This is a genomic window from Lysinibacillus sp. GW823-FHT02G10, from assembly GCF_058797135.1.
Map to the genome: position 1 here is coordinate 110,374 of NZ_JBXAJI010000002.1, position 23,251 is coordinate 133,624.

20 protein-coding genes, 1 riboswitch and 1 other annotated feature are annotated in these 23,251 nt (G+C 37.9%); of the genes, 3 read left to right on the plus strand and 17 right to left on the minus strand.

Annotated elements, in window-relative coordinates:
* Nucleotides 1–13: 13 nt before the first annotated feature.
* The 13 genes from udk to recD2 all read right to left on the minus strand — a co-directional run bounded on the left by udk (nucleotide 14) and on the right by recD2 (nucleotide 15,500).
* Nucleotides 14–652 carry a uridine kinase gene (gene udk, locus AC1RFD_RS10495; protein WP_004226858.1) on the minus strand — a complete coding sequence of 213 codons (639 nt, stop codon included), beginning with the start codon at nucleotides 650–652 and terminating at the stop codon, nucleotides 14–16.
* Entirely contained in the window at nucleotides 652–1,932 is a 1,281-nt protein-coding gene (locus AC1RFD_RS10500) for a peptidase U32 family protein (RefSeq protein ID WP_054550066.1), read from the minus strand. The genes udk and AC1RFD_RS10500 overlap by 1 nt, the downstream gene beginning before the upstream one ends.
* Nucleotides 1,933–1,946: 14 nt before the next feature.
* Nucleotides 1,947–2,879 carry a peptidase U32 family protein gene (locus AC1RFD_RS10505; RefSeq protein ID WP_115674133.1) on the minus strand — a complete coding sequence of 311 codons (933 nt, stop codon included), beginning with the start codon at nucleotides 2,877–2,879 and terminating at the stop codon, nucleotides 1,947–1,949.
* A 5-nt stretch (nucleotides 2,880–2,884) separates the two neighbouring features.
* Nucleotides 2,885–3,517 carry an O-methyltransferase gene (locus AC1RFD_RS10510; RefSeq protein WP_054550064.1) on the minus strand — a complete coding sequence of 211 codons (633 nt, stop codon included), beginning with the start codon at nucleotides 3,515–3,517 and terminating at the stop codon, nucleotides 2,885–2,887.
* Nucleotides 3,518–3,803: 286 nt separating this feature from the next.
* On the minus strand, nucleotides 3,804–4,931 hold the full coding sequence (gene mltG, locus AC1RFD_RS10515; protein ID WP_048392143.1) for an endolytic transglycosylase MltG: 1,128 nt from the start codon (nucleotides 4,929–4,931) through the stop codon (nucleotides 3,804–3,806).
* A gap of 149 nt (nucleotides 4,932–5,080) precedes the next feature.
* Nucleotides 5,081–5,608: a DUF1292 domain-containing protein gene (locus AC1RFD_RS10520; RefSeq protein WP_048392142.1), complete on the minus strand. Its 528-nt coding sequence runs from the start codon at nucleotides 5,606–5,608 to the stop codon at nucleotides 5,081–5,083.
* Between the two features lie 334 nt (nucleotides 5,609–5,942).
* Nucleotides 5,943–6,251 (minus strand): DUF1292 domain-containing protein, encoded by a 309-nt coding sequence (locus AC1RFD_RS10525; protein ID WP_004226842.1) that lies wholly within the window; start codon nucleotides 6,249–6,251, stop codon nucleotides 5,943–5,945.
* 18 nt (nucleotides 6,252–6,269) lie between these two features.
* Nucleotides 6,270–6,686 (minus strand): Holliday junction resolvase RuvX, encoded by a 417-nt coding sequence (gene ruvX, locus AC1RFD_RS10530; RefSeq protein ID WP_004226840.1) that lies wholly within the window; start codon nucleotides 6,684–6,686, stop codon nucleotides 6,270–6,272.
* Between the two features lie 2 nt (nucleotides 6,687–6,688).
* Nucleotides 6,689–6,955, minus strand: coding sequence for an IreB family regulatory phosphoprotein (locus tag AC1RFD_RS10535; RefSeq protein WP_004226839.1), 267 nt, complete (start codon nucleotides 6,953–6,955; stop codon nucleotides 6,689–6,691).
* Nucleotides 6,956–7,043: 88 nt separating this feature from the next.
* Nucleotides 7,044–9,704 (minus strand): alanine--tRNA ligase, encoded by a 2,661-nt coding sequence (gene alaS / locus AC1RFD_RS10540; RefSeq protein WP_269897568.1) that lies wholly within the window; start codon nucleotides 9,702–9,704, stop codon nucleotides 7,044–7,046.
* 87 nt (nucleotides 9,705–9,791) lie between these two features.
* Nucleotides 9,792–10,007, minus strand: a binding site (T-box leader).
* 68 nt (nucleotides 10,008–10,075) lie between these two features.
* Entirely contained in the window at nucleotides 10,076–11,041 is a 966-nt protein-coding gene (corA, locus tag AC1RFD_RS10545; protein WP_492474885.1) for a magnesium/cobalt transporter CorA, read from the minus strand.
* A gap of 246 nt (nucleotides 11,042–11,287) precedes the next feature.
* A riboswitch (M-box (ykoK) riboswitch) is annotated at nucleotides 11,288–11,453 on the minus strand.
* Between the two features lie 57 nt (nucleotides 11,454–11,510).
* Nucleotides 11,511–12,944, minus strand: coding sequence for a 4-hydroxyphenylacetate 3-monooxygenase, oxygenase component (hpaB, locus tag AC1RFD_RS10550; RefSeq protein WP_115674135.1), 1,434 nt, complete (start codon nucleotides 12,942–12,944; stop codon nucleotides 11,511–11,513).
* Between the two features lie 123 nt (nucleotides 12,945–13,067).
* Nucleotides 13,068–15,500 carry an SF1B family DNA helicase RecD2 gene (gene recD2, locus AC1RFD_RS10555; RefSeq protein WP_054550060.1) on the minus strand — a complete coding sequence of 811 codons (2,433 nt, stop codon included), beginning with the start codon at nucleotides 15,498–15,500 and terminating at the stop codon, nucleotides 13,068–13,070.
* A gap of 189 nt (nucleotides 15,501–15,689) precedes the next feature.
* On the opposite strand from recD2, the gene hisA reads away from it, so the two are divergent.
* From hisA to AC1RFD_RS10570, 3 genes are all read left to right on the plus strand, one after another.
* Nucleotides 15,690–16,457, plus strand: coding sequence for a phosphoribosylformimino-5-aminoimidazole carboxamide ribotide isomerase (gene hisA / locus AC1RFD_RS10560; protein WP_492474886.1), 768 nt, complete (start codon nucleotides 15,690–15,692; stop codon nucleotides 16,455–16,457).
* Complete coding sequence (locus AC1RFD_RS10565; protein WP_048392136.1) at nucleotides 16,454–16,741, plus strand: hypothetical protein; 288 nt, start codon at nucleotides 16,454–16,456, stop codon at nucleotides 16,739–16,741. The genes hisA and AC1RFD_RS10565 overlap by 4 nt, the downstream gene beginning before the upstream one ends.
* A gap of 779 nt (nucleotides 16,742–17,520) precedes the next feature.
* Nucleotides 17,521–18,270 (plus strand): GTP pyrophosphokinase, encoded by a 750-nt coding sequence (locus AC1RFD_RS10570; protein WP_048392669.1) that lies wholly within the window; start codon nucleotides 17,521–17,523, stop codon nucleotides 18,268–18,270.
* 89 nt (nucleotides 18,271–18,359) lie between these two features.
* Here AC1RFD_RS10570 and AC1RFD_RS10575 read toward each other — a convergent pair whose 3' ends face one another.
* The 4 genes from AC1RFD_RS10575 to AC1RFD_RS10590 all read right to left on the minus strand — a co-directional run bounded on the left by AC1RFD_RS10575 (nucleotide 18,360) and on the right by AC1RFD_RS10590 (nucleotide 23,063).
* Nucleotides 18,360–19,805 (minus strand): MDR family MFS transporter, encoded by a 1,446-nt coding sequence (locus tag AC1RFD_RS10575; protein ID WP_305192955.1) that lies wholly within the window; start codon nucleotides 19,803–19,805, stop codon nucleotides 18,360–18,362.
* 172 nt (nucleotides 19,806–19,977) lie between these two features.
* On the minus strand, nucleotides 19,978–20,637 hold the full coding sequence (locus AC1RFD_RS10580; RefSeq protein WP_048392133.1) for a tetratricopeptide repeat protein: 660 nt from the start codon (nucleotides 20,635–20,637) through the stop codon (nucleotides 19,978–19,980).
* 74 nt (nucleotides 20,638–20,711) lie between these two features.
* Nucleotides 20,712–21,836: a tRNA 2-thiouridine(34) synthase MnmA gene (mnmA, locus tag AC1RFD_RS10585; RefSeq protein ID WP_004226816.1), complete on the minus strand. Its 1,125-nt coding sequence runs from the start codon at nucleotides 21,834–21,836 to the stop codon at nucleotides 20,712–20,714.
* Between the two features lie 78 nt (nucleotides 21,837–21,914).
* Nucleotides 21,915–23,063 carry a cysteine desulfurase family protein gene (locus AC1RFD_RS10590; protein ID WP_112118175.1) on the minus strand — a complete coding sequence of 383 codons (1,149 nt, stop codon included), beginning with the start codon at nucleotides 23,061–23,063 and terminating at the stop codon, nucleotides 21,915–21,917.
* Between the last annotated feature and the right edge of the window lie 188 nt (nucleotides 23,064–23,251).

Genomic DNA, 23,251 nt, shown 5'->3' on the forward strand with positions numbered 1-23,251 from the left:
CCACTCTATCTTATTACAATACGTTGTCGGTTTCAAGAATAGTTTTAATTTTCGTTACCATTAAATCAATCGCCACCTCATTATCCCCACCTTCAGGAATAATGATATCAGCATAACGTTTTGTTGGTTCAATAAATAAATTATGCATCGGTCGAACCGCTGATAAATACTGCTCAATCACCGAATCCGTTGTACGTCCACGCTCTTTAATATCACGCATAATACGGCGAATAATACGTAAATCTGAATCTGTATCCACAAATAATTTAATATCCATTAAATCACGTAAATCAGCATCCTCAAGGACTAGAATACCTTCTAGTATAATAACATCTACTGGTTCAACATGTATAACTTCTTCTGCCCTTGTATGCTGGACGTAATCATACACAGGTTTTTCAATTGGTTGACGCACTAGCAACTTTTTTATGTGCTCAATTAATAAATCATTATCGAAAGCTAACGGATGATCATAGTTAGTTCCTAAACGTTCTTCAAATGTTAAATGACTTTGATCCTTATAATAAAAATCTTGTTCAATTACCACAACAGAATGCTCACGGAAAACATCATAAATGGCGCGCGTCACACTCGTTTTTCCCGAGCATGAGCCACCTGCGATTCCGATGACAACAGGGCGCTTCACTGCCATTAGTTATTCTCCTTTCGCATCATGTTATGCGGCTTCAATGGTGTATCACATTTAAATTTCACAATTTGTAATGGATGACGAGCTGCATCTAGGCTATTGCCATCCTCGTCCCAAATTTCACCCATTGTTAAACGGAAATTCTCAATTTCAGGACCAAAGAATTCTACTTCGTCACCAGGTTTAAAATAATTACGCTGTTGCATTGTCACTATTTTTGTCTCTGGATCATGCTCTAAAATAAGTCCAGCAAATTCATAGGTTGTTTTACGACCATGCACACCAAACATCTGCTCCTCAAAGCCAGGTGCATCATGGAAGAATGCTTCAGCCGTATCACGGTTAGCACATTTGTCTAATTCCTCTAGCCATTCACGTTTAATTTTAAAATTATCAGGATCTGCACAATAAGCATCAATCACTTTACGGTACACAGAAACAACTGTCGCTACATAGTGAATGGATTTCATACGACCTTCAACTTTTAACGAGTCGATACCTAGCTCAATCATATGAGGAATCGCTTCAATTAATTTTAAATCTTTTGGACTCATCGCAAATGGTGCATGACTCTCATCGAAAAGTGCTTTTTCTTCACCATCTTCTAATTCATATAGATCGTAGTCCCAACGGCATGATTGGCAGCATCCCCCTCGGTTTGAGTCACGAGCCGTCATATGATTAGAAAGAACGCAACGACCAGAGTAGGCAATACACATTGCTCCATGAACAAAGGCCTCAATTTCAATGTCGACCTTTTCCTTCATCAGCTTCATTTCTTCTCCGCCCACTTCACGTGCTAATACAACACGATGTAAACCTTCTTCTTTCCAGTACTGCACGGCCTTCCAGTTGGACAATGATTGCTGAGTAGAAAGGTGAATTTCAAGCTTAGGTGCTGCTGTACGACATGTTTCAATAATGAGCGGGTCTGCTACAATAATACCAGTTACGCCCACTGATTCAATATCCTTTAAATAACGCTCTAAGCCATCCATATTTTCATTGTGGGCAAAAATATTTGTTGTTACATATATTTTCGCACCATATTGATTGGCAAATTCTACACCTTCACGCATCTCTTCAATTGAAAAGTTATCCGCATTCGATCGTAGACCAAACTCTCGCCCACCGATAAATACAGCATCTGCTCCGTAATGGACAGCTATTTTTAATTTCTCTAAGCTACCAGCTGGTGCAAGTAGCTCTGGTTTTTTTGTAATGACACGTTTACCGTTGACAATCTCACGGATTTTGTCATTTTGCTCTAACGCTAATGCCATGTTATTGTCCCCTCCTAGTAAACTGTTTCCTTGAAGATAAAGCCCGTATCTAATGGTCTAATAGCTGGTTGAATATCTTCAATTTTTGCTAATAAATCGTCTTTTATTTCTTCATATGCCTCTTCTGATTCGTCAAAATACGTATCGATCGCTTTTCGATAAGCTTCTGTTACCGCGACTACATAGTCTGGCGTTTGAAGTACACCTTCAATTTTCAGAGCATCGATGCCACCTTCAAATAATTCGCCTAGTTCATCAATAATACACATATCATTTGGACTGAAAATATGTGTACCATTTACATCTTCATATATTGGATATTTGTTATTTCGTTCATCATCATGTAGGAACATATTACGATTTTCCTGGCGATTTTCAATAGCCATTACTTTATCTTGATATAAGAAATAATGGCCGAGTAATGGACGTTTTGATTGGAACATACATGTCATGCCATGTACTTGTACTTCAATTTCCATTTCGGTATTTTCTTTAATTTCTAATACTTCATCAAGAGAAAGCTCACGCGCTAACACGGCACGCGTTGCACCACGTTTCCCCCAGTAATTAGCCGTAAACCAGTTTGTAGCTGTCGTTTCTGGATTCCAATGTAACGGAATCGTAACACCTTGCTCTCTACGAATAATGAGAACCGCTGGATCACCGTAGATTAAACGGTCCACACCGATACGTTGCATTTCATTTAAATAATCAGCAAGTGCTTCTAGTTTCTCATTATGGAAAAGTGCATTGACTGCAACATATACCTTTTTACCCGCTTCATGAATAAGCTTTGTCGCTTCTTCTACTTCTTCAACGGAGAACTCTCCTGCTAGACGTAGACCAAATTGTTGTTCACCAATAACAAAAGCATCTGCTCCAGCGACTAAAAGTGCTTTTATATGTTCTAATGATTGTGGTGTCACAAGCAATTCTGGTTTTTTCATAGTAGTCACCTCTTCAAACATAGTAATAAACCATCACCGACTGGTAAAAAAGCACTTGTATAATCTGGGTGCTGCATAATCCAATCCGTGAAGTTTTTTAAATTGCGAATCATTGTTCGCTTACGACGTGGAACATCCTTCAACTCTAAATCAGACAAACCATGCATGTACATATTATCGATATACAATACCCCACCTGATTTTACTAAAGGTGCATATTTTTCAAAAAAGCGTTGGTATTGTCCCTTTGCAGCATCAATAAAGACCGCATCGAATGTTGTGTTAATGGCCTCGTCATCCACTTCTAAAGCGTCACCCTCAATGACCGTAATTCGATCTGATACAGTCGACCGTTTAATATAGGCTTTTGCCCTTGCTACACGATCTTGATCACGTTCAATTGTAACAATTTGGACATAAGGCAATGCCTCTGCCATACGAATAGCAGAGTAACCAATTGCTGTACCTATCTCTAAAATTTTTGACGGATTTTGAATACGCAAAAGTTGATTTAATGCATCAATACCTGCTAGCTGCATGATCGGTACGTGATGCTCCTCCGCAAATGCTTCCATTTCTAAAAGCAATTCATTACGTGGCTGTATAAATGATTGTATATATGCATCTGATAATTCCATTGTTTCCACCCTCATTTAAAAGGCAACGAGCGTTTGCCGTTGTCTGTACTTCATCATTTATCAACAAAAAGAAAAAGACCAAACGTGATGTCTTGGTACTTTGCCATACAAAAATGAGCAATTGCTTCGATATGCTCAAACAATTGCCACCACGCATATTTGTCCCGCATAAATGAACGGATTGATCAAAAATCACACTTTATAATAGCATGAAAATAGAAGGAAAGCTATTTTTCTTTCCTTCTATCCATCTGTTTGCTATACGATTTTTGTTCTTCCTATATGTTTACTCTTCTTTTCGTAAATATTTTTCTACCTTCTGCAAATGCTCATCATAGGTTTTTGAGAAGTGGTTGACACCCTCTTTATCTGCTAGGAAGTAGAAATAATCTGTTTGACTTGGATTTAATGATGCCTCAATCGAAGTTTTACCTGCACCTGCTATTGGACCAGGTGGTAGACCTTTATTTTTGTAAGTGTTATAGGCATTATCCACTTCTAAATCTTCATATAGAACACGATCCTTGTGATCACCCAGTGCATAGAGCACGGTTGGGTCAGTTTGGAGTGGCATCCCTTCATTGATTCGATTATAGAAGACACTTGCAATAGTCTCTCGATCCGTTTGAGCAGTCGCTTCTTCTTCCAATAATGACGCAAATGTTAACAGCTGATGTACGGACATTTGTTTTTCAGCTAATACATCACTATAGTTCTTCACTACATTGTTCATGGCTGCTATCATCTCTTCTACAATCGCTTGTAAAGATGGTTTTTCTTCATAATAAGAATACGTAGCTGGATATAAATAGCCCTCTAAGTCATAGCGAATATTGTCAGCTAAAACAGCCTCTGTAACTAGCTCAGGATAATTAGCCATCATTTGCTGAACAAATGTGTCACTCGTCACAAGATCCATAAATTCTTTTTGTGTGTACGGTGTTTTCTTTTCAATCACTTTCCCAATTTGTTCAAGTGTTAAGCCTTCTGGGACTGTCATCGTAAAGACAGGCTTACGATATACCTTTCCTGTTTTCAAGCTTTCAATGAGTTCATCAAATGTCATTGCCTGTGTTAAATCATAATTTCCCGCTTGAAATTGTGATTCATTTTTAAATTTTGCATAGTATTTAAAAACACGTGCATCTTTAATGACACCTTTTTTCTCTAGTAGTGTTGAAATGGAGGACAAACTAGAGCCAATTGGTACTTCTACTGCAATTGTTTTCGTTGCATTAGGGTCTAATGGTTTTAAAGCACCTTTTACATAATTGTACCCAAATAAACCAACAACTCCAATTATTAGTACGAAAACAATGGCAATAATTGCGACGATTTTTCTCACCATTTTTACCTCAGATTTTCTTTCTTGCATTTTTGAAAACATTTCTTGTTTTTTTGAACCGTTATCCACGGGTTTCCCCCCTATCACTATTCAATATCATACTAGAAATCAACTTTCACGACAAACAGAAATCGACAATTCAGGAGAAATTACATATGTAAAAAATCTGCCAACAACTTTCGTTAGCAGATTTTTGAGCATTCTAGAAATAGTTTATCCTATAAAGTGTTTAATACTTCTTCTACAAATTCCCATTCTTCATCTGACTCAATCGGGTATAACTCTTCAATCTGGCCTTCATTTCCAGCTATATATTGGGCTGCAAAAATATCACGCTCATCAATCGGTTCATCTGTTGCTGGCACATATAATACATACGATTTACCGAATTGCTCAGATGAAAATGTATGAATGACTTCGCACACTTGATCTTTTCCTTCTTCGTCTGTCACAGTAATTAGCTGTGGTTCTTCTTCAAATTCATCAAGTAATGTTAACACCACTTCATTAATCATTTCCCATTCGGCATCTGTTTCAACAGGCTGTAAATTTGTCATCTCACCTGTATTGTCATCATAATCAAAAGTCATCGCGGAAAGGTCTCCTGGAATTTCTTGACCGGTTTCATCTAGAAGGGAAAATAACACATAGGACTTGTCCTCCGCATCAAAGGTAAAGACCACACGACACTGCTGTTCCTTACCATCTTTCCCAATGATCATAAATTCTTGCGTTTCTTCATTCATTCTGTTTCCTCCTTTATGACAATTTGATGTCATTTATTAAATCGTTTTTTTGAGGTTAGACACTTTAGAATAGCTTCTCCTATTTTGAGCAAGTTTTCCCTGCATTTCTTCTCTACCTTTGAGCAGGTTCTCGATGTTTGGAGTGGGGCTTGGAGCGGTTTCTAAGCGAATCCACAAACTTTATGAACGTTTCCCAACAATTGTGGATAAAAATCACACATTTACAATGCATTCATTCTTCAATTTAACAATCCTTCTACATTAGAAAAGCTTCAATAAAAAAGGAACAAGGACTGCAAGCTGCGATCCTTGTTCCAAGCTTTGAGTTAGAAGATTAGTCTTCGTTTTCATCCTCTAAAGCGTTTAAAACGTCCTCTACCATATCCCACTCTGCTTCAGTTTCGATTGGTGTTAATTCACCATCTTCACCATTTTCAGATGGTACAAATGAAGATACAAAGATTTCAACTGAGCCATCTTCATCTTCCTCTGCGCCTACCATTGAGTAAAACACATATGATTTGCCAAACTCTGGAGATTCATGAACGTGAATCACTTCACAAAGCTGCTCGTTTCCGTTTTCGTCAATCACTGTAATGTGTTGAACATGTAATTCTTCTTCATGGTTATGCTCGTGTGCCATGCATAGTCACCTCATCAATTAATTTTTGCTATCTAAGTAGCCTTGTAAAATCATCACAGCTGCCATTTTATCAATGACCTGCTTGCGCTTTTTGCGACTCACGTCCGCTTCGATCAGCATACGTTCAGCAGCCATCGTCGTTAAACGTTCATCCCATAATTTGACCGGTAGTGAGAAATGCTCTTCTAATAGCTTTTTATAGTTCTCAGAAGCCTCTCCACGCGGTCCAACCGTATTATTCATGTTTTTTGGAAAACCTACAACAAATTCTGTTATAGTATATTCCTTTACTAGCTCAGCGATACGGTCAATACCGAACTCACCATTAGCTTCATCAATTTTTACGGTTTCAATACCTTGGGCGGTCCAACCAAGTGCATCACTTACAGCAACACCCACAGTTTTTGACCCAACGTCTAATCCCATAATTCTCATTTCTAGTCCTCGTTATTCTTTTTGATATAAAATTTAACAAGCTCCTCTAGAATTTCGTCACGCTCAAGCTTGCGAATTAAATTACGAGCATCCTGATGGCGAGGAATATACGCCGGATCACCAGAAAGTAAGTAACCAACAATCTGATTGATAGGGTTATATCCCTTTTCCTCTAATGAAGAATGAACTTTCAACATTACCTGCTTGACTTCCTGTTCCATTGATTCTTCTGGAAAATTAAATTTCATCGTTTGATCAAATGAACTCATGACCAGCACCTCGCTTTCAGAAATAAGGAGATGTGCAAACAAGCTCATCTCCAATTTCTCTTTATTATAACATGTTTTGGTGAATTAATTAAATGGATTTAACATAATCATACACAGAAAGTAGTGCTTCATCAAGTTTTGATGCATCTTTTGCACCTGCCATCGCCATATCTGGACGACCGCCACCTTTACCACCACATGCTTCCGCAACCATTTTCACAATATTCCCTGCATGGTAATTGCCACCAACTAATTCTTTTGAAACACCAGCACATAGCATAACTTTTTCACCATCAACTGCTCCAAGAACAATGACTGCTTTTGGCATTTTTGCTTTCAGGTCATCCATCATTTGACGGAGTTGATTGTTATCCTTCGCTTCCACTTTTGTAGATAGCACTGTCACATCTCCAATTGTTTGAGCGGCATCAACAACTGCCCCTGCCTGTGCATTGGCGATTTTTTGAGATAATGCTTCGTTTTCACGTTGTAATTCTTTGTAGTCTGCTTGTAATGCCTGTACTTTTGTGACAATATCTTTAGCATTTGCTTTTAATAATGTCGCTGCATCATTTAATAATGCTTCTTCTTCTTTTACTGCTTCATAAGCAACTTTTCCTGTAACAGCTTCAATACGACGAGTACCTGCACCGATACCACCCTCTGAAACAATTTTAAAGAAGCCAATTTCAGAAGAGCGTTTAACATGGATACCACCACATAGCTCAATCGAATAATCTCCGATGGATACTACACGTACAACATCTCCATATTTTTCACCGAATAATGCCATAGCACCCATTGCTTTTGCTTCATCAATACCTTTTTCTTCAATAACGACCTCTATATCATCCCACACTTTTTCATTTACAATACGTTCAATTTGCTGTAATTCTTCTTTTGTAACTTGACCAAAGTGAGAGAAATCAAAACGTAAACGATCAGGTCCTACATATGATCCAGCTTGGTTCACATGATCACCTAGCACATCTTTTAATGCACGTTGCATAATATGTGTTGCCGTATGGTTTTTAATGATTAAATTGCGGTCATCACGATTGACCACTGCTTGCACTGCATCTTCCACATGCATTTCTCCAGATTCAACTACTACTGTATGAAGCGGTTGACCATTCGGTGCTTTTTGAACATCTTTTACAACAGCCGTAAAGCTATCATTTGAAATAGTACCACTATCAGCAATTTGACCACCCATTTCAGCGTAGAATGGTGTCTTCGCTAAAATAACCAATGCTTCCTGACCTTCCGAAGCGACTTTCGCAACTTGACCATTGACGATCATTGCAGCGATTTCAGTATTAACACTTAACGTATCATAGCCAACAAATTCACTTGCAACCGTTAAGTTTGCTAATACTTCATTCTGTACTTGCATCGAATCAACATCTTGTCGTGCAGCACGCGCGCGTTCACGTTGCTCTTCCATCGCTGCCTCAAAACCTTCATGATCTACTTTCATGCCTACTTCCTCTGCATATTCTTCCGTTAGCTCGATTGGGAAACCATAAGTATCATATAAACGGAAAGCATCTGCTCCTGGGATGTAATCATGACCAGCTGCTTTTTGAGATTCCACTACTTCATTAAAGATAGCTAAACCACCATCTAATGTTTCATGGAAACGAATTTCTTCATTTTTAATGACACGTTGAATAAATTCGCATTTCTCTGTAACTTCTGGATAGAAGTCTTCCATAATTTTACCCACAGTTGGTACAAGTTCAAACATAAATGGTTTTTCAATACCAATTTGTTTAGCATAGCGAACGGCACGACGTAGTAAGCGACGTAATACATAGCCACGGCCTTCATTTGAAGGCAGGGCACCATCGCCTATAGCAAATGCTACTGTACGGATATGGTCTGCAATCACTTTAAATGGTGTATTAATATCTTCATCTGAGCCAAAGATTTCATTTAAGTCTACTTCGCCAGGTCGTTTATATTTACGATTGGCAAACTCCTCAATTTTTTCAATAATTGGCATAAATAAATCAGTATCAAAGTTTGTTGGTACATTTTGCACGACGGACACAATACGCTCTAAGCCCATACCTGTATCAATATTTTGCTTTGGTAGTGGCGTGTAAGTGCCATCAGGATTATGGTTAAATTGAGAGAACACAAGGTTCCAAATTTCTAGGTAACGCTCATTTTCTCCTCCTGGATACATTTCAGGGTCATTTTCATCTGAGCCGTATTCTACGCCGCGATCATAAAAAATCTCTGAGTTCGGACCAGATGGGCCTTCTCCTATATCCCAGAAGTTCCCTTCTAAACGAATTAAACGTTCTTCTGGAATACCAATTTCCTGATGCCAAACATCATATGCTTCCTGGTCTTCTGGGTGAATCGTGATGGATAATAACGCTGGATCAAAGCCCATCCATTTTTTATCTGTTAAAAACTCCCAAGCATAATGAATTGCTTCTTTTTTAAAGTAGTCACCAATAGAGAAGTTTCCTAACATTTCAAAGAATGTATGGTGTCGAGCTGTTTTCCCAACGTTTTCAATATCGTTGGTACGAATCGATTTTTGAGCATTTGTAATACGTGGATTATCAGGGATAATACGGCCATCAAAATATGGTTTCAAAGTTGCAACACCTGAGTTGATCCAAAGAAGTGATGGATCATTTATTGGCACAAGTGGAGCTGATGGCTCATGATGATGCCCCTTTTCTTTAAAAAATTCCAAATACATACGGCGAATATCTACTGCTTTCATTGGATAAATTCCTCCTATTTTATATTGTAAAATCACGATACGAATCCTGCGATTTACCGAAGAAAATAAAAAAAGCCCTCATCCCCAAAAAGGGACGAGGACTTGTCATTAGTCTCGCGGTACCACCCTAGTTGTAAGTAAAAACCTTACTTACCTCTTTAGCACTTGTAACGTCAGTGAACGGCAGGGATTAGCTGCACTCTGGAGTAGCTTTCGGCATTTGCTGTTGTGAGGATTTTTTCAGCCTAGAAATCCCTTTCTTGTGCACACACAAATACGTACTTTTTCCATCATCGTTTTTACTTTTTCTATCGAAAATTATAAAAAAAATCTATTGCGCTGTCAATTAGTACTAGTCTGACTAACACTAACTAAGCAATCATTTTTTTGAAATATATCCACATACCCCATGTAAAAATAACTAAGAAGGCGCTAATTGCAATAGTTGTATAAGGGGTACCTTGATAAGGTAAAGGTACATTCATTCCAAAAAAACTAGTAATTACTGATAGTGGTAACATAATTGTCGAAATGACCGTTAATAAATTCAGCTTTTCAATGGATTTCCCACTGATAATTGAAAAATACGTATCAAGCGTGCTGTTCACTAAATCTCGATATGTCTCTGTGGAGTCGACAATACGCTCTAGATGGTCATTCAAATCTTTATAGAATGGAATATTTTCTTCTTGAATATCAAATTTCCACTGGCCATTGATTGTAGAAAAAATTCTTCTTTGTGGCATAATGGCCTGACGAATTAAAATAATTGTCCGCTTCAATGCAAGAAATTCCTCTGTCACCACTTTTGGTTGATAATCATAAATTTCTTCTTCTAGTTCATCTATACGTGCGCGAATTCGTTCTAATACTGGGAAGTATTCGTCTGTAATACCGTCAATAATTGTATGCAATAAAAAATCAGTACCCTTTTCCAAATATCTTGGGCTATTGACACAAACATTTTCCATTTTTCCTAGCCATTGCAACTTTTGCTTATGCACAGTCACAATATAGTTTGGTCCCATAAAAATATTTAACTCAACGGTTGTAATTTCATTGTTACTTTTCTCATTATAAATTGGTGCATGGAGCACAAAAAATTTATAATCACCATAACTATCCATTTTTGGACGTGAGCCTTCATGTAAGCAATCTTCAACTGCTAGTGGATGAAAGCCAAATACATCAGCTATATTATTCAATTCATTATAACTATAGGCATATAAATCTACCCATAATAAATCTTCATTATGAATAGGGAGTTGTAAATCAATCATATTGAAATCATGTTGGACTGTCTTACTGTTGCTATTATAATAGTGGATTTTAATCATTGCATTTCACCTCGTGTTTGTTATTGAGGGAAACAAAAGGTCATCCTTAATCACCCTTTGTCTGCATCGGTGATCAGAAATCGATGACTTTTTATGTGTTTCCGTTTGCCTAAATGATACTTATTCGGTTCAGGACTACTATCCATTTCTCATCACCTTCCTTCCATAACAAAAACACGCCTTCTACGAATGAAGGCGTGTTGAATACACATATCAAAAAAATAGCAATAAAATACATTGCATGCTTGTTACCTTCAAACGTTGAGTTTTAGCACTATGCGGCATAGGAATATGTCCAGCTACGTTAAAAAACACCTTATTTCGATGATTTCTGTTGACCCATTGGCGTCTCTCGACATTTTTGGGTAGTAGCGTATCTCCAGCATAGGAGCCTCACCTAACGAAGGGAGTCTTATTTTTTTATTCCTGTAAATGATAACGGATAGTTTCACAACTGTCAAACTTTCTTTCAATCATTTTTCAAAAAGTCTTCCACTCTTTGCACTAAATGCTCTCGTTGATAAGATTGATAGAGTAAGCTAGATAAACGTACAGGATCACCAAAGAAAAAGCGTTCATACAATGTCTGTCTTGTGCCAAAACTACTCATTGTTAAATCCCAAGCTAAACGGAATTTCTTTACTCGCTCTTCCCCTTTGTCTTGAAATGATTGCAGATAATGATCAAGATCCCCATCATCCGTTGCAAATGCTTTTGCACTCGGTATGGACATTAATCCACTTGCTCCCAGTTGCTGGATGATATCTGTAAAGGTAGGATATACTTTCGGGAAGATATGAATAGCGACCTGTAATGTGGATTGGTCTGGTCTGATAAAGCCAAAGGAATCCCTTTGTGCCTCAATTTCTGATTTTAATTGCAATGCTTTCATCGTTTCTAATGCTACGATGACATCTACCACTTTTTGATGGACATGTTGGTAATCCCCAATATTTATGGAATCCACAATCATTTGTACAACCCCTAGGATGAATTCCGTCTTAGCAATTTGACGTGACAGCACATGATGCAAAGTATACGCTTGGAAGCCACTAACATTCATAAATTGATTGGCCACTTCAACATTTTCGTAATAAAATACTCGTTCCCACGGGACAACTACATCCTCAAACACAACGATTGCATCCATTTCTTCAAAACGTGCACTTAACGGATAATCAAAGGTAGAATCTCCCCCTACAAATGATTGCCGACATAAAAACTTTAAGCCTTTCGTGTTACTTGGAATAGAAAACCCGAAACCTTTTCCTTCATCATAGCCATTTGTTGATAAAACAAGAAGTTCATCTGTTATGCCACCCTGTGTCGCTAGTAATCTTGCCCCTTTAATGACTAAGCCCTCACTTGTTTTCCCAATGATTTTAGCTGCAATGGTTACTTCTTCATCCTCATAGTAAAAGCGCTTGCGATTTACCTGTGGTTCGATAAAAGTATGTGTCATCGTAATATCATTCTCGCGAGCATACTCATAGAACTTCAGCAAATGCTCTGGGAAACAATTTGGCTTCTCTTTTAAAAAATCTGACGCTGATGCAAGGGCCATTAATGTTGTATTCATATAATCAGGGCTTCTCCCCATAAAGCCTTGAGAAGATAATGCCCATTCCCTTGCCGCTTGGCGCCTTTTCACAAGATCTTCTGGCGTCAATACTTGAAGAAATGACATGCCAACTTTCTGTTTACTAGTTGGCGATTCATAGGTCATTTTTTCAAGAAGTGCCTCTTGATGTTGTAAATCAAAAAGTTTCGCTTGACTCTGGATAATTCCTTTAAAGGCAGGATGTTCTGACACCTTTCCTGTCACGACTTTCCCATCTATCGAAATATACGTTTTTAAAGCATCAATTCGTTCAATATACTGCTGCCCTGTCATTATTGGCATGCTGTCACCCCTATACATTCCCTATGTTTTTGTACTCATCTAGTATATGAAATGTCCAAATATTAGGTGACGATACATCAATTAGAAAAACCCGATTAGACAGTCTAATCGGGAATATATATTTTAGTCATCCAAAAAATCATATGGAGAGACATCATTCATACCAATCATTGGATGAATATAAGGGGCTGTTTCTACTGTTAGCTTTGGTTCAACGGAAACCGGCTCCTGCATCCCTTCATTTTCTACTGGCACTGCCTCGACTTCCACAAGTTCTTCCTCAATTTCCATTGGGTTAAGTCTTGCACGTAAAGAGGTGAAACGCTGAAGGTCATCTGTACGTTGTAAACCATCCGCAAGCACATCTGGTTCACCGCATAAAATCAAAAAGTTTTTAGCACGTGTAATACCTGTGTATAAAAGGTTACGCCGTAACATTTTGGAATACCCTCTAACCACTGGCATAATGACCGTTTGAAACTCAGAGCCCTGTGATTTATGGATGGAGCAACAATAAGCTAGTGTCAATTGATTGAGGTCGCTTCGTTGATAGGTCACTTCAATGCCATCAAAGGATACGATCAGTAAATCTTGTTTTTCGATCGTCTCTTTCGCCTTAATAATACTAATGACCTCACCCATATCTCCATTAAAGACATTGCTTTCAGGTTGATTGACAAGCTGAAGAACTTTATCCTTTATTCGATAGGTGACATCCCCAAAGACTAGCTCTTTTCGTGTGCCAGTATCATTTGGGTTAATAAGCTCTTGAATCATTTTATTTAAATTATCTATACCAGCTGGTCCTTTATACATGGGCGCCAACACTTGAATATTACGGATTTCCTGGCCCTTTGCGACAGCACTTTTGACAACTTGAGTAACAACGTTGGCAACTTGGTCTGCTGAAGCCTTAATAAACGAACGATCAGAGGTTTTAGCTGTTAACTCTTGTGGAATCGTTCCTTTTTTTATTTGATGCGCAAGTTCAATAATCGTTGAGCCTTCTGCTTGTCGGTAAACATCTGTTAGCTCGACAGTTGGTAGCTGCTTGGATGCTAATAAATCCTTTAACACCTGTCCTGGACCTACTGGTGGAAGCTGATCCTGATCTCCAACAAAGACAACTTGAACATCTTCATGTAAAGCTTTTAATAATTGATGGGCAAGCCATGTATCAACCATTGACATTTCATCCACGATAATCAGCTTACCTGTTACTTCCCGCTCTGTTTCTTCCTCTTTTTCTTGCCCTGTAAAACCGAGCAGTCGATGGATGGTCATCGCAGGAAGCTCTGTTGATTCGGCTAATCGTTTAGCAGCACGTCCAGTCGGCGCACAAAGAATAATCGGAAAAGGCTCCTCTTTTTGAGCATACTCTTTTGGATTTAAGGATAGCCCATGAAGCTTTGCATAAACTTCTACGACTCCCCGTACAACAGTGGTTTTCCCCGTACCAGGACCACCCGTTAAAATCATAACAGCTGAATTTAAAGCCTGTTCGATGGCATTCGCTTGTGTTTCTGCATAGGTAACATTGAGTAGCTCCTCTGTTTCTCCAATGGCTTTTCGAATTTCATCTTTACTAAAATGTTCAGCCTTATTATTCCGCTCGATAAGCGATAAGATTTTCGATGCAATCCCTACCTCCGAAAAATAGAGTGATGGCAAATATAACCTTGTCTCTTCACCACAAATTTTGCCTTCTTCACGGAGTCTGATACAGGCTTGAGAAATATCCTCGAATGGTATCTCCTGTCGTTGGCTTTGTTCAAGCATTTCCTTAACGAGCGGTAAAACCTGTTCTGCATCTAGATAAACATGTCCATCCGATAAAGCTGCTGTATTTAAAATATGTAAAATCGCTGCTTTGACACGATCAGGATGTTTACCAGTTATACCTAATTTCGCACCTAGCTCGTCGGCTCGAAAGAAACCCACCCCTTCCACATCTTCAATCAAGCGGTATGGATTTTCTGTCAGTAATTCAATGGCTTCTGTTCGATAGGTTTGATAAATCTTCATCCCAAGCTGTGGACCAAATCCCCACTCATTCAATTGAATCATGACCCGCTCTAAGCCTAAGTTTTGCTCAATAGTGCGGTGAATGACTTCTTTTTTTTCAGCGGATAGACGCGGAACAGCATCGAGGGCACTAGGATCTTCTAAAATAACACGGAGTGCATTAGCACCTAGTTTTTCAACAATCGTTTCAGCTGTTTTTTTCCCGATCCCTACGAAGAGGTCACTAGATAAATAATGAATAATTCCTTGCTCAGTTGCAGGTACCTCTTTTGTAAATGTCTCAATTTGAAATTGAGCACCGTATTTAGGATGCTGTTTTAAAATACCAGTAAATCGATATTGTTCATCCATTTGTAGTGGGGGAAAATAACCAACAACAATAATCTCTTTATCTTCATATTGCAAATTCGTCTCTTGAATTTTCACACGTACAATCGAATACATATTTTGCGCATTATGAAAGATAGAGACGATCGGACGTCCGAGTATAAAAAATTTATTGAGTTCAAATAAATCTAAATGATCTGTCATGTTCGGTCCGTCCTTTCTTATAGTTTTCAATCCTTTTATTTTACCATAGCCACATGAAAATATCGCAGACAAAAATATATCCACTTTGTTATTATTACATTATTTTGACAAATGACAATTCTCTGCCTTTATCCTCCGTTCCATGCTATGATTAATATGAATTAGTTGCACGGAAGGATTGTGAAATTATTGGAATTTAGACCTTGCATCGATTTACACGATGGCAAAGTAAAGCAAATTGTAGGTAGCACTTTGGGATATACAAATCAAGCAGTTGTAGAAAACTTTATTTCTCAACATGACGCTAGCCACTATGCACAAATGTTTGCCCAAGATCGTTTAAAAGGTGGACACGTTATTATGCTAGGCTCTGGTAATGAAGAAGCTGCCCTATCCGCTTTAACAGCCTATCCTCAAGGCTTGCAAATAGGTGGTGGCATTACGGCTGACAATGCTCAAAAGTATATAGACGCAGGTGCTTCGCATGTCATTGTCACATCCTATATTTTTCATGATGGTCAGCTCGATTTAGCGCGTTTAAAGCGCTTAAATCAATTAATTGGTAAAGAACACCTTGTCATTGATCTCAGTTGTAAGATGCGTGACGGAAAGTGGTTTGTCATGACAGATAAATGGACTACATTTAGTCACTTCGAAGTCAATGCTGCGTCGATTGCCTATATTGAAGACTTTTGTGATGAGCTGTTAATACATGCTGTCGATGTTGAAGGAAAAAAGGGTGGTATGCAGGAAAGCTTGGTACAGGATTTAGCTGCCTGGACATCTATTCCAACTACCTATGCAGGTGGCGTTCGTTCAATCGAAGACTTAGAAAAATTTAATCAATTAGCCCACGGAAAACTTCATGTAACCATTGGAAGTGCGCTATCCATTTTTGGTGGCGATTTACTTTATACAGATGTAGTCGAATATTGTAAAAAAGGCGGGATCTTGTGAAGCTCATTTATAAAGATTATGTTTTTCCATTTCAAGAAACTAATTTAGAGAGAATCATAGATGGTAAGTATTTTAAAGTGAATAAAAAAGATCATTCTCTTGCGATTCATGTACAACTTGACAACGAACAAATGTTATTGGAATTTTCAAAATCACTAAAGGCAACATGTGGGTTCTTACGCGATCAAGAAACAGAGCCTTATATTGGAACCTATATTGATTTACAAATTTTCGTTGATGAGTTTAATAAGCGCTATAACTTAAATGCTGAAATTATTAGTTAAAACAAGGGGACAAATGGTTCCCTTTGTTTAACCTCAAACCCTCTTCTGCATTTCTTCCTTGCCCCTATTTCTGAAACCTTTTCATTGTCATGTGAGTTATATATTGTATAGCATAAACCACAGGGGGCTTCCATGACTAAACTACATATTTTTTTCCTACCTTATTTTTATGCTTTCCGCTCTTCTTATAGAGATAATCACCGTGATCTCCTATGGTGTAGGCTTTCATAGTGGATAGAGAACATTGTGGATAACTTTTGGTCCGTTTAATTTTTATATAGCTCGTATTAGTTTGCCTATATTAATTGTTTATTTATGGAAGCTTTCAATCAATAAAAATTTATCATTGACGATAGGATTCAAGTTCATCATAGAAGGTATATTATTAATGAATCAGATGCAGGGCAAATCATTACGTTTGCTTGTGCATCAAACATTCTTTTATGGAGAGCTATAGAAAATTCCATTTGGAAGTACATTTCACTACTCTTATTCGCTTTTTTTGTCATCGCATCATGGATTTTTCTTGATCATTTAGCCTCAGTTCCATATGTGGAGCAAATTATTTTTTAATGACTGATATGGGCAGTATTTTGCTTTTTTTAGGTGTTGTAGCAGCTTTAGGTCTATATTTTCTAATGACAATCCTTGTCACGTTCGTTGGTCATTTTCCTATGCCTAGGGCTATGAATTTCACCAATGATCGGCTATCTCGTTGCCATCACAGCTATACGAAAAATAAAAATCGAACAAACCGTAAAAGAAAGGATTTACAAACGATGAAAACTGAACTAGAAGTAAACACTTTAAAATCTTTTCAAACTGAATTAACACGCTTCTTTTTAGCTTACAAATTTGCTCTACAGGAAGTGGAAACGAAAATTAATATATTACAAGAAGAATTTAAGTTAATTCATGAATATAATCCAATTGAGCATGTATCTACACGTGTAAAATCACCTAAAAGTATTTTAACGAAGATGATGAAAAAAGAGCTTCCGCCATCAATAGAGGCTGTGCGTGAAAATATCCGCGATATAGCTGGTGCTCGCATCACCTGTTCCTTTGTGGAGGATATTTACAAGGTAAGTGCCATGTTACAAGCACAGCATGACATGGAAGTTGTTGAGGTGAAGGATTATATAGCCAATCCAAAAGAAAATGGCTACCAAAGCTTACATCTTATTATTAAAATTCCTATCTTTATGTCAGACCATATGGAAAAGGTCTATACAGAGATCCAAATTCGTACAATTGCAATGGATTTCTGGGCAAGCTTAGAACACAAAATTTATTATAAGTATAACAAAGAAGTACCAGAGCATATTCGACATGAATTAAAGGAAGCCGCACTACAAGCAGCTGAATTAGATCGAAAAATGGAGCGACTGAATAAGGAAATCAATATTTTAAAAGAAAATGAAGCCGAACCTTCATTGCTAGACAGTACCCCCATCGCACATTTAGCGAAATACTTAACGGAACTACCTGGCAATCAAATAATTGATGACACTCTATTCAAAAAGTAAATTTATTCTATGGTTTAGTCGTCAAATGAAAAACCCACCTCACACGCTGCTTGATCACAGAATGTGAGGTGGATTTTACTTTTTATTCACTATTGCGCTTTCCTTGTTGATTTCGTTGCTACAAAAAAGGAGAAAATAAGAGCACCAATAGCAAAAATAAAGGTAGCTATATATACATAACTGACGCCATTCGCAATAGTATCCTTTAAAAAGCTTACTTCTTCTAATTTAAACCCACCTTTTGCAAATTCACCATTTAATTGAATTTCACCTTTTCCTAATGAAGCCATTTTTTCACTCGTTGCTAGGTTGAAAATCATACCAAATAGCGCTGCACCAATCGCTTGGCTAAATGTATTTGTAAAAGAGTTCAAACCAATTGAAATACCAAGTTGCTTTGGATCTGCCACCTTTTGTATGGAAATCATCAACATCGGCATAATAAAGCCCATCCCTAGTCCAATTAATGATGATGCGAAATAAACGCTGAAATCACTAGAACCTGAAGATAGTCTTGCCAACAATAGTGTACCCGTAACAAGTAAAATCGTACCCATTTGGATAATGCGTTTATTTGTTAAACGACCGATTAAATAACCTGCCATAATCGAGTTCACCGTCCAAAAAATAGACATTGGTGTTAATAATAAACCAGCCTGCGTTGCATTTTTGCCTAAAACACTTTGAGCAAATATAGGAATATAAACGGTTACACCAATGACAATAGACATACCGCTTAAAGTTAATGCATTAATGACCATTAGTCGTCCATTTTTAAACAGTGTTAACGGAATAATTGGCTCCTCTGCTCGTAACTCCACCCAGATAAAAATACTTAAGAATACAAGAGCAACACCATACATTAGCAGCGATTGACCTGATAACCAGGTTTGTGTTTTACTGTTTTCGATAATAACAAACAGTAACGCAACCATGCCAATTGTAAAAAACACTGCACCTAGGTAGTCAATTTTACGCTTCACTGCCTCTAGTTGTTCTTTATAATGTTTAGCAATTAAATAAATAGAGGCTAAACCAAACGGTACATTAATGAAGAAAATAAAATGCCAAGATACTTGGTCAACTATAAAGCCTCCAAATAACGGACCTACTACACCAGAAACGCCCCATACCATACTTAAATAGCTTTGTCCTTTGGCACGCTCTTTTTCAGTCTTAAACAATTCACCAACCATTGTTAATGTAATCGGTAAAATTGAACCTGCGCCAATACCTTGAATTGCTCGAAAAACAATTAATTGCTCCATGGATTGAGCTAAACCACATAACATAGAACCTACTAAAAAAATAATGATACCAGTAATAATCATCCGTTTACGACCAAATAAATCGGCTAATTTACCAAAAATAATCGCCGCTATGGCTGAAGCTAGTAAATAAGCAGAATAAATCCAGCTTATTAAGTCTACACCTAATAAATCAGCCGTAATACTCGGAATAGCAGTACTAACAATAGTTCCCTCAATTGCAGCAAGTGCTGTTACAAGTAATAGTGCAATAAAAACTTTATTCATTCTGTCACCTTTTCCTTTCCTGCATGACATACATTACCAAGTTTGAACTAGAATTAAAAGAGAAAGAGAATCAATTTATGAAAAAATAAACAATTTTTTCTGTCTTACTAGATAAAATCAATAAAAAAGCAGCAAGAATGTTAATCAACATTCACTCGCTGCTTATTATCTATCAGTTAAATCGTTGAGCAATCATATCGTAAATATAACGTGCTTGGTCATATTCAGGTTGTAAGGTAAAGGCTTGTTTCAAATGATACATTGCATCCTCTGTTTGTTCGGTAGACACTGCATATAGTACGCCTAAATTATAATGTGCATCTGCATTATTCCAATCCTGTTCAATCAAGAGATCCAGTTCCTTCTTCCCTTCCTCAAACATTTCTAATGCACATAGTACTATCGCATAGGCTAAACGAATCTGTGTATCCTCTGGAGCAATTTCTACCGCACGTTGTAAATAAGGTAATGCCAATTTTGAGTTATCCAACCGTTCAAAGCATTTCCCCATCATATAATAGACATCGGCACCTTCAATATGATGTTTTAGCGCTTGCTCATATAGCTTCACGGCCTCGGCATAGCGTTCAGCATTGTAATATAAATTCGCTAGACCGTAATAGGCTGTAGCTGCTGATTCATCTACAGTGATTGCCTTTTGGAAGAAACGCTCTGCACGTTCAGTATCCTCTAATACGGCTAATAAATTGCCGAAATTTACATACCCAATAGCATTTTCAGGCTCTGCCTCTATTGCTTTTGTAAATAGTTGAGCAGCATCCTCATAACGTTTTTCTTGAAATGCTTGGATGCCCTGTTCATTATAATTCATTTGTTCTTCACCTCTATGTAGCGAAAGACTGCTTTTAGGAAGCCAAGAGGCCATAAAAGCAGTCTTAACGCAATTTATCCAACATATGTTAGTTTTTCATTACTTTTAAAGACTTCATCAATCGTTCCGCCACCCATACATTCTTCTCCGTTGTATAGCACTACAGCTTGGCCAGGTGTAATTGCACGTACAGGTTCTGCAAATGTAATGTGTGCACGCCCATCTGGTAAAATTTCAACTTCTACTGGTGTATCGGTTTGACGATAACGGAATTTTGCTGTGCAAGAAAATTTCCCAGGCAATTTTTTTGTCGAAGTATAGTTCATTTTCACAGCTGTTAAAGATGTTGAATACGAATATTCATTGTCAAAGCCTTGTCCGACAAGTAGAACATTACGCGCTAAATCTTTTCCTAGCACAAACCAAGGCTCGCCGTCCCCACCAATACCAAGCCCGTGTCGTTGACCAAGTGTATAGTACATTAAACCATCGTGTTGGCCCATTACAACGCCATCCATTGTTTCCATTTTCCCAGGTTGTGCTGGTAAATATTGACTTAAGAACTCTTTGAAATTACGTTCACCGATAAAGCAAATGCCTGTTGAATCTTTTTTCTTTGCCGTAGCAAGGCCAGCTTCTTCTGCAATTTTTCGTACTTCTTTTTTCTCTATATCACCAATTGGGAACATTACATGCGCCAATTGCTCTTGCGATAATTGATTTAAAAAGTATGTTTGATCTTTATTATCATCAACGCCACGTAACATTCTAACTTCACCATCACCATTACGATCAATTCGTGCATAGTGACCTGTCGCTAAATAATCAGCACCAAGGTTCATGGCATGCTCTAAAAATGCTTTAAATTTAATTTCTTTATTGCACATAACATCAGGATTTGGTGTACGCCCTGCTTTATATTCTTCTAAAAAGTATGTGAAAACCTTATCCCAATATTGTTTCTCGAAATTGACAGCATAGTATGGGATCCCAATTTGATTACATACTTTTATTACATCGTCATAATCTTCCGTTGCCGTACAAACACCATTTTCGTCTGTATCATCCCAGTTTTTCATAAAGATCCCGATTACTTCATACCCTTGTTGTTTTAACAAGTATGCCGCCACCGATGAATCTACCCCACCTGACATGCCGACAACAACTCGAATTTGAGAGGGGTCACGTGTTTCTTTCATTGTGGTCACCTTTTCTTTTATCTAATTACAGTTTATGTTTCAATATTTTAACGAAACATAACATAAGTATTTTGCAAATTATTTTTTAGCTAGTTTTTTCACAATTAGAGCCGTTTTTTCTGCTGCATCTTGTATATCCTTTTCCGTTAAACCCTGCCCAAAGCTGAATCGGATTGAATTTCGTAGCTCCTCTGCACTTTGTCCAAACATTGCTACTAACACATGAGAAGGATCAATCGATCCTGCAGTACATGCCGAACCACTCGAAACATAGATACCTGCCATATCAAGGTTCACTAAAAATGATTCTACCTCCATGCCTGCAAAGCTAATATTTAAGACATGAGGCAACGAATACACCTCATCACCATTTACATGGAATGCTAGCTTTTCCTGTGAAAAAACAGCAAGCATAATTTGCTTAAAGTGATTGTATAGTGAACGCTTTTCTTCACGCAACTCATTTGCAACTTGCACTGCAGTCGCAAAAGCAATAATGGCAGGTATATTTTCAGTACCTGCACGACGTTTTTTCTCTTGTGCGCCCCCAAGAGCATAACTTGCTAACGGTGTTCCTGCTTTTTGATAAAGGAATCCAACACCTTTTGGACCGTTGATTTTATGAGCAGATACACTCAATAAATCCACCTGTAATTCATTTACATCAATGGACTCTAAGCCATAAGCCTGAACCGCATCTGTATGGAATATGGCACTATGCTCACGCAATAGCGCGCCAATCTCAGCAATTGGCTGTATCGTTCCAACTTCATTATTTCCATACATAATTGTCACTAAAATGGTATCATCACGAAGGGCTTTTTGGACATCCTCAATCGCGACACGCCCTTTTTGATCAACAGGTAAATAGGTCACCTCAAAGCCATCACGTTCAAGTTTTTCACACGTATGTAATACTGCATGATGCTCTACTTGCGTTGTTATGATGTGTTTTCCTTCATTTGCACGGGCATAGACAGTCCCTAAAATTGCCATATTGTCAGCTTCTGTGCCACCACTTGTGAAAATAATTTCCCCTGCTTGCGCACCAATTGATTTCGCCAATAGCTCACGTGCATCATCTAGATATTTCCTTGCTTCTCGACCTGCTTTATGAATACTCGATGCATTGCCAAATACCTCTTGCATAGCAGTCGTCATCGCTTCTATTACTTGGCCATTCATTGGAGATGTGGCCGCATGATCGAGATAGATATATGAATTCATGTTGAAAACTCCTTTTTAAACTCTGTGACATCCGCCAGAGGCTTTCGCTTGATTCAGTTAATGCTTGCAAAAAATACAAGTGTTCTTCACTCCTCTATAAGTGGGGAGTCTTCCGTACTTAGTGGTTCATTTTAGTACAAAACATTTGCTGAATCGAGATAAAAGCACAAAACCCACATCACTCATCG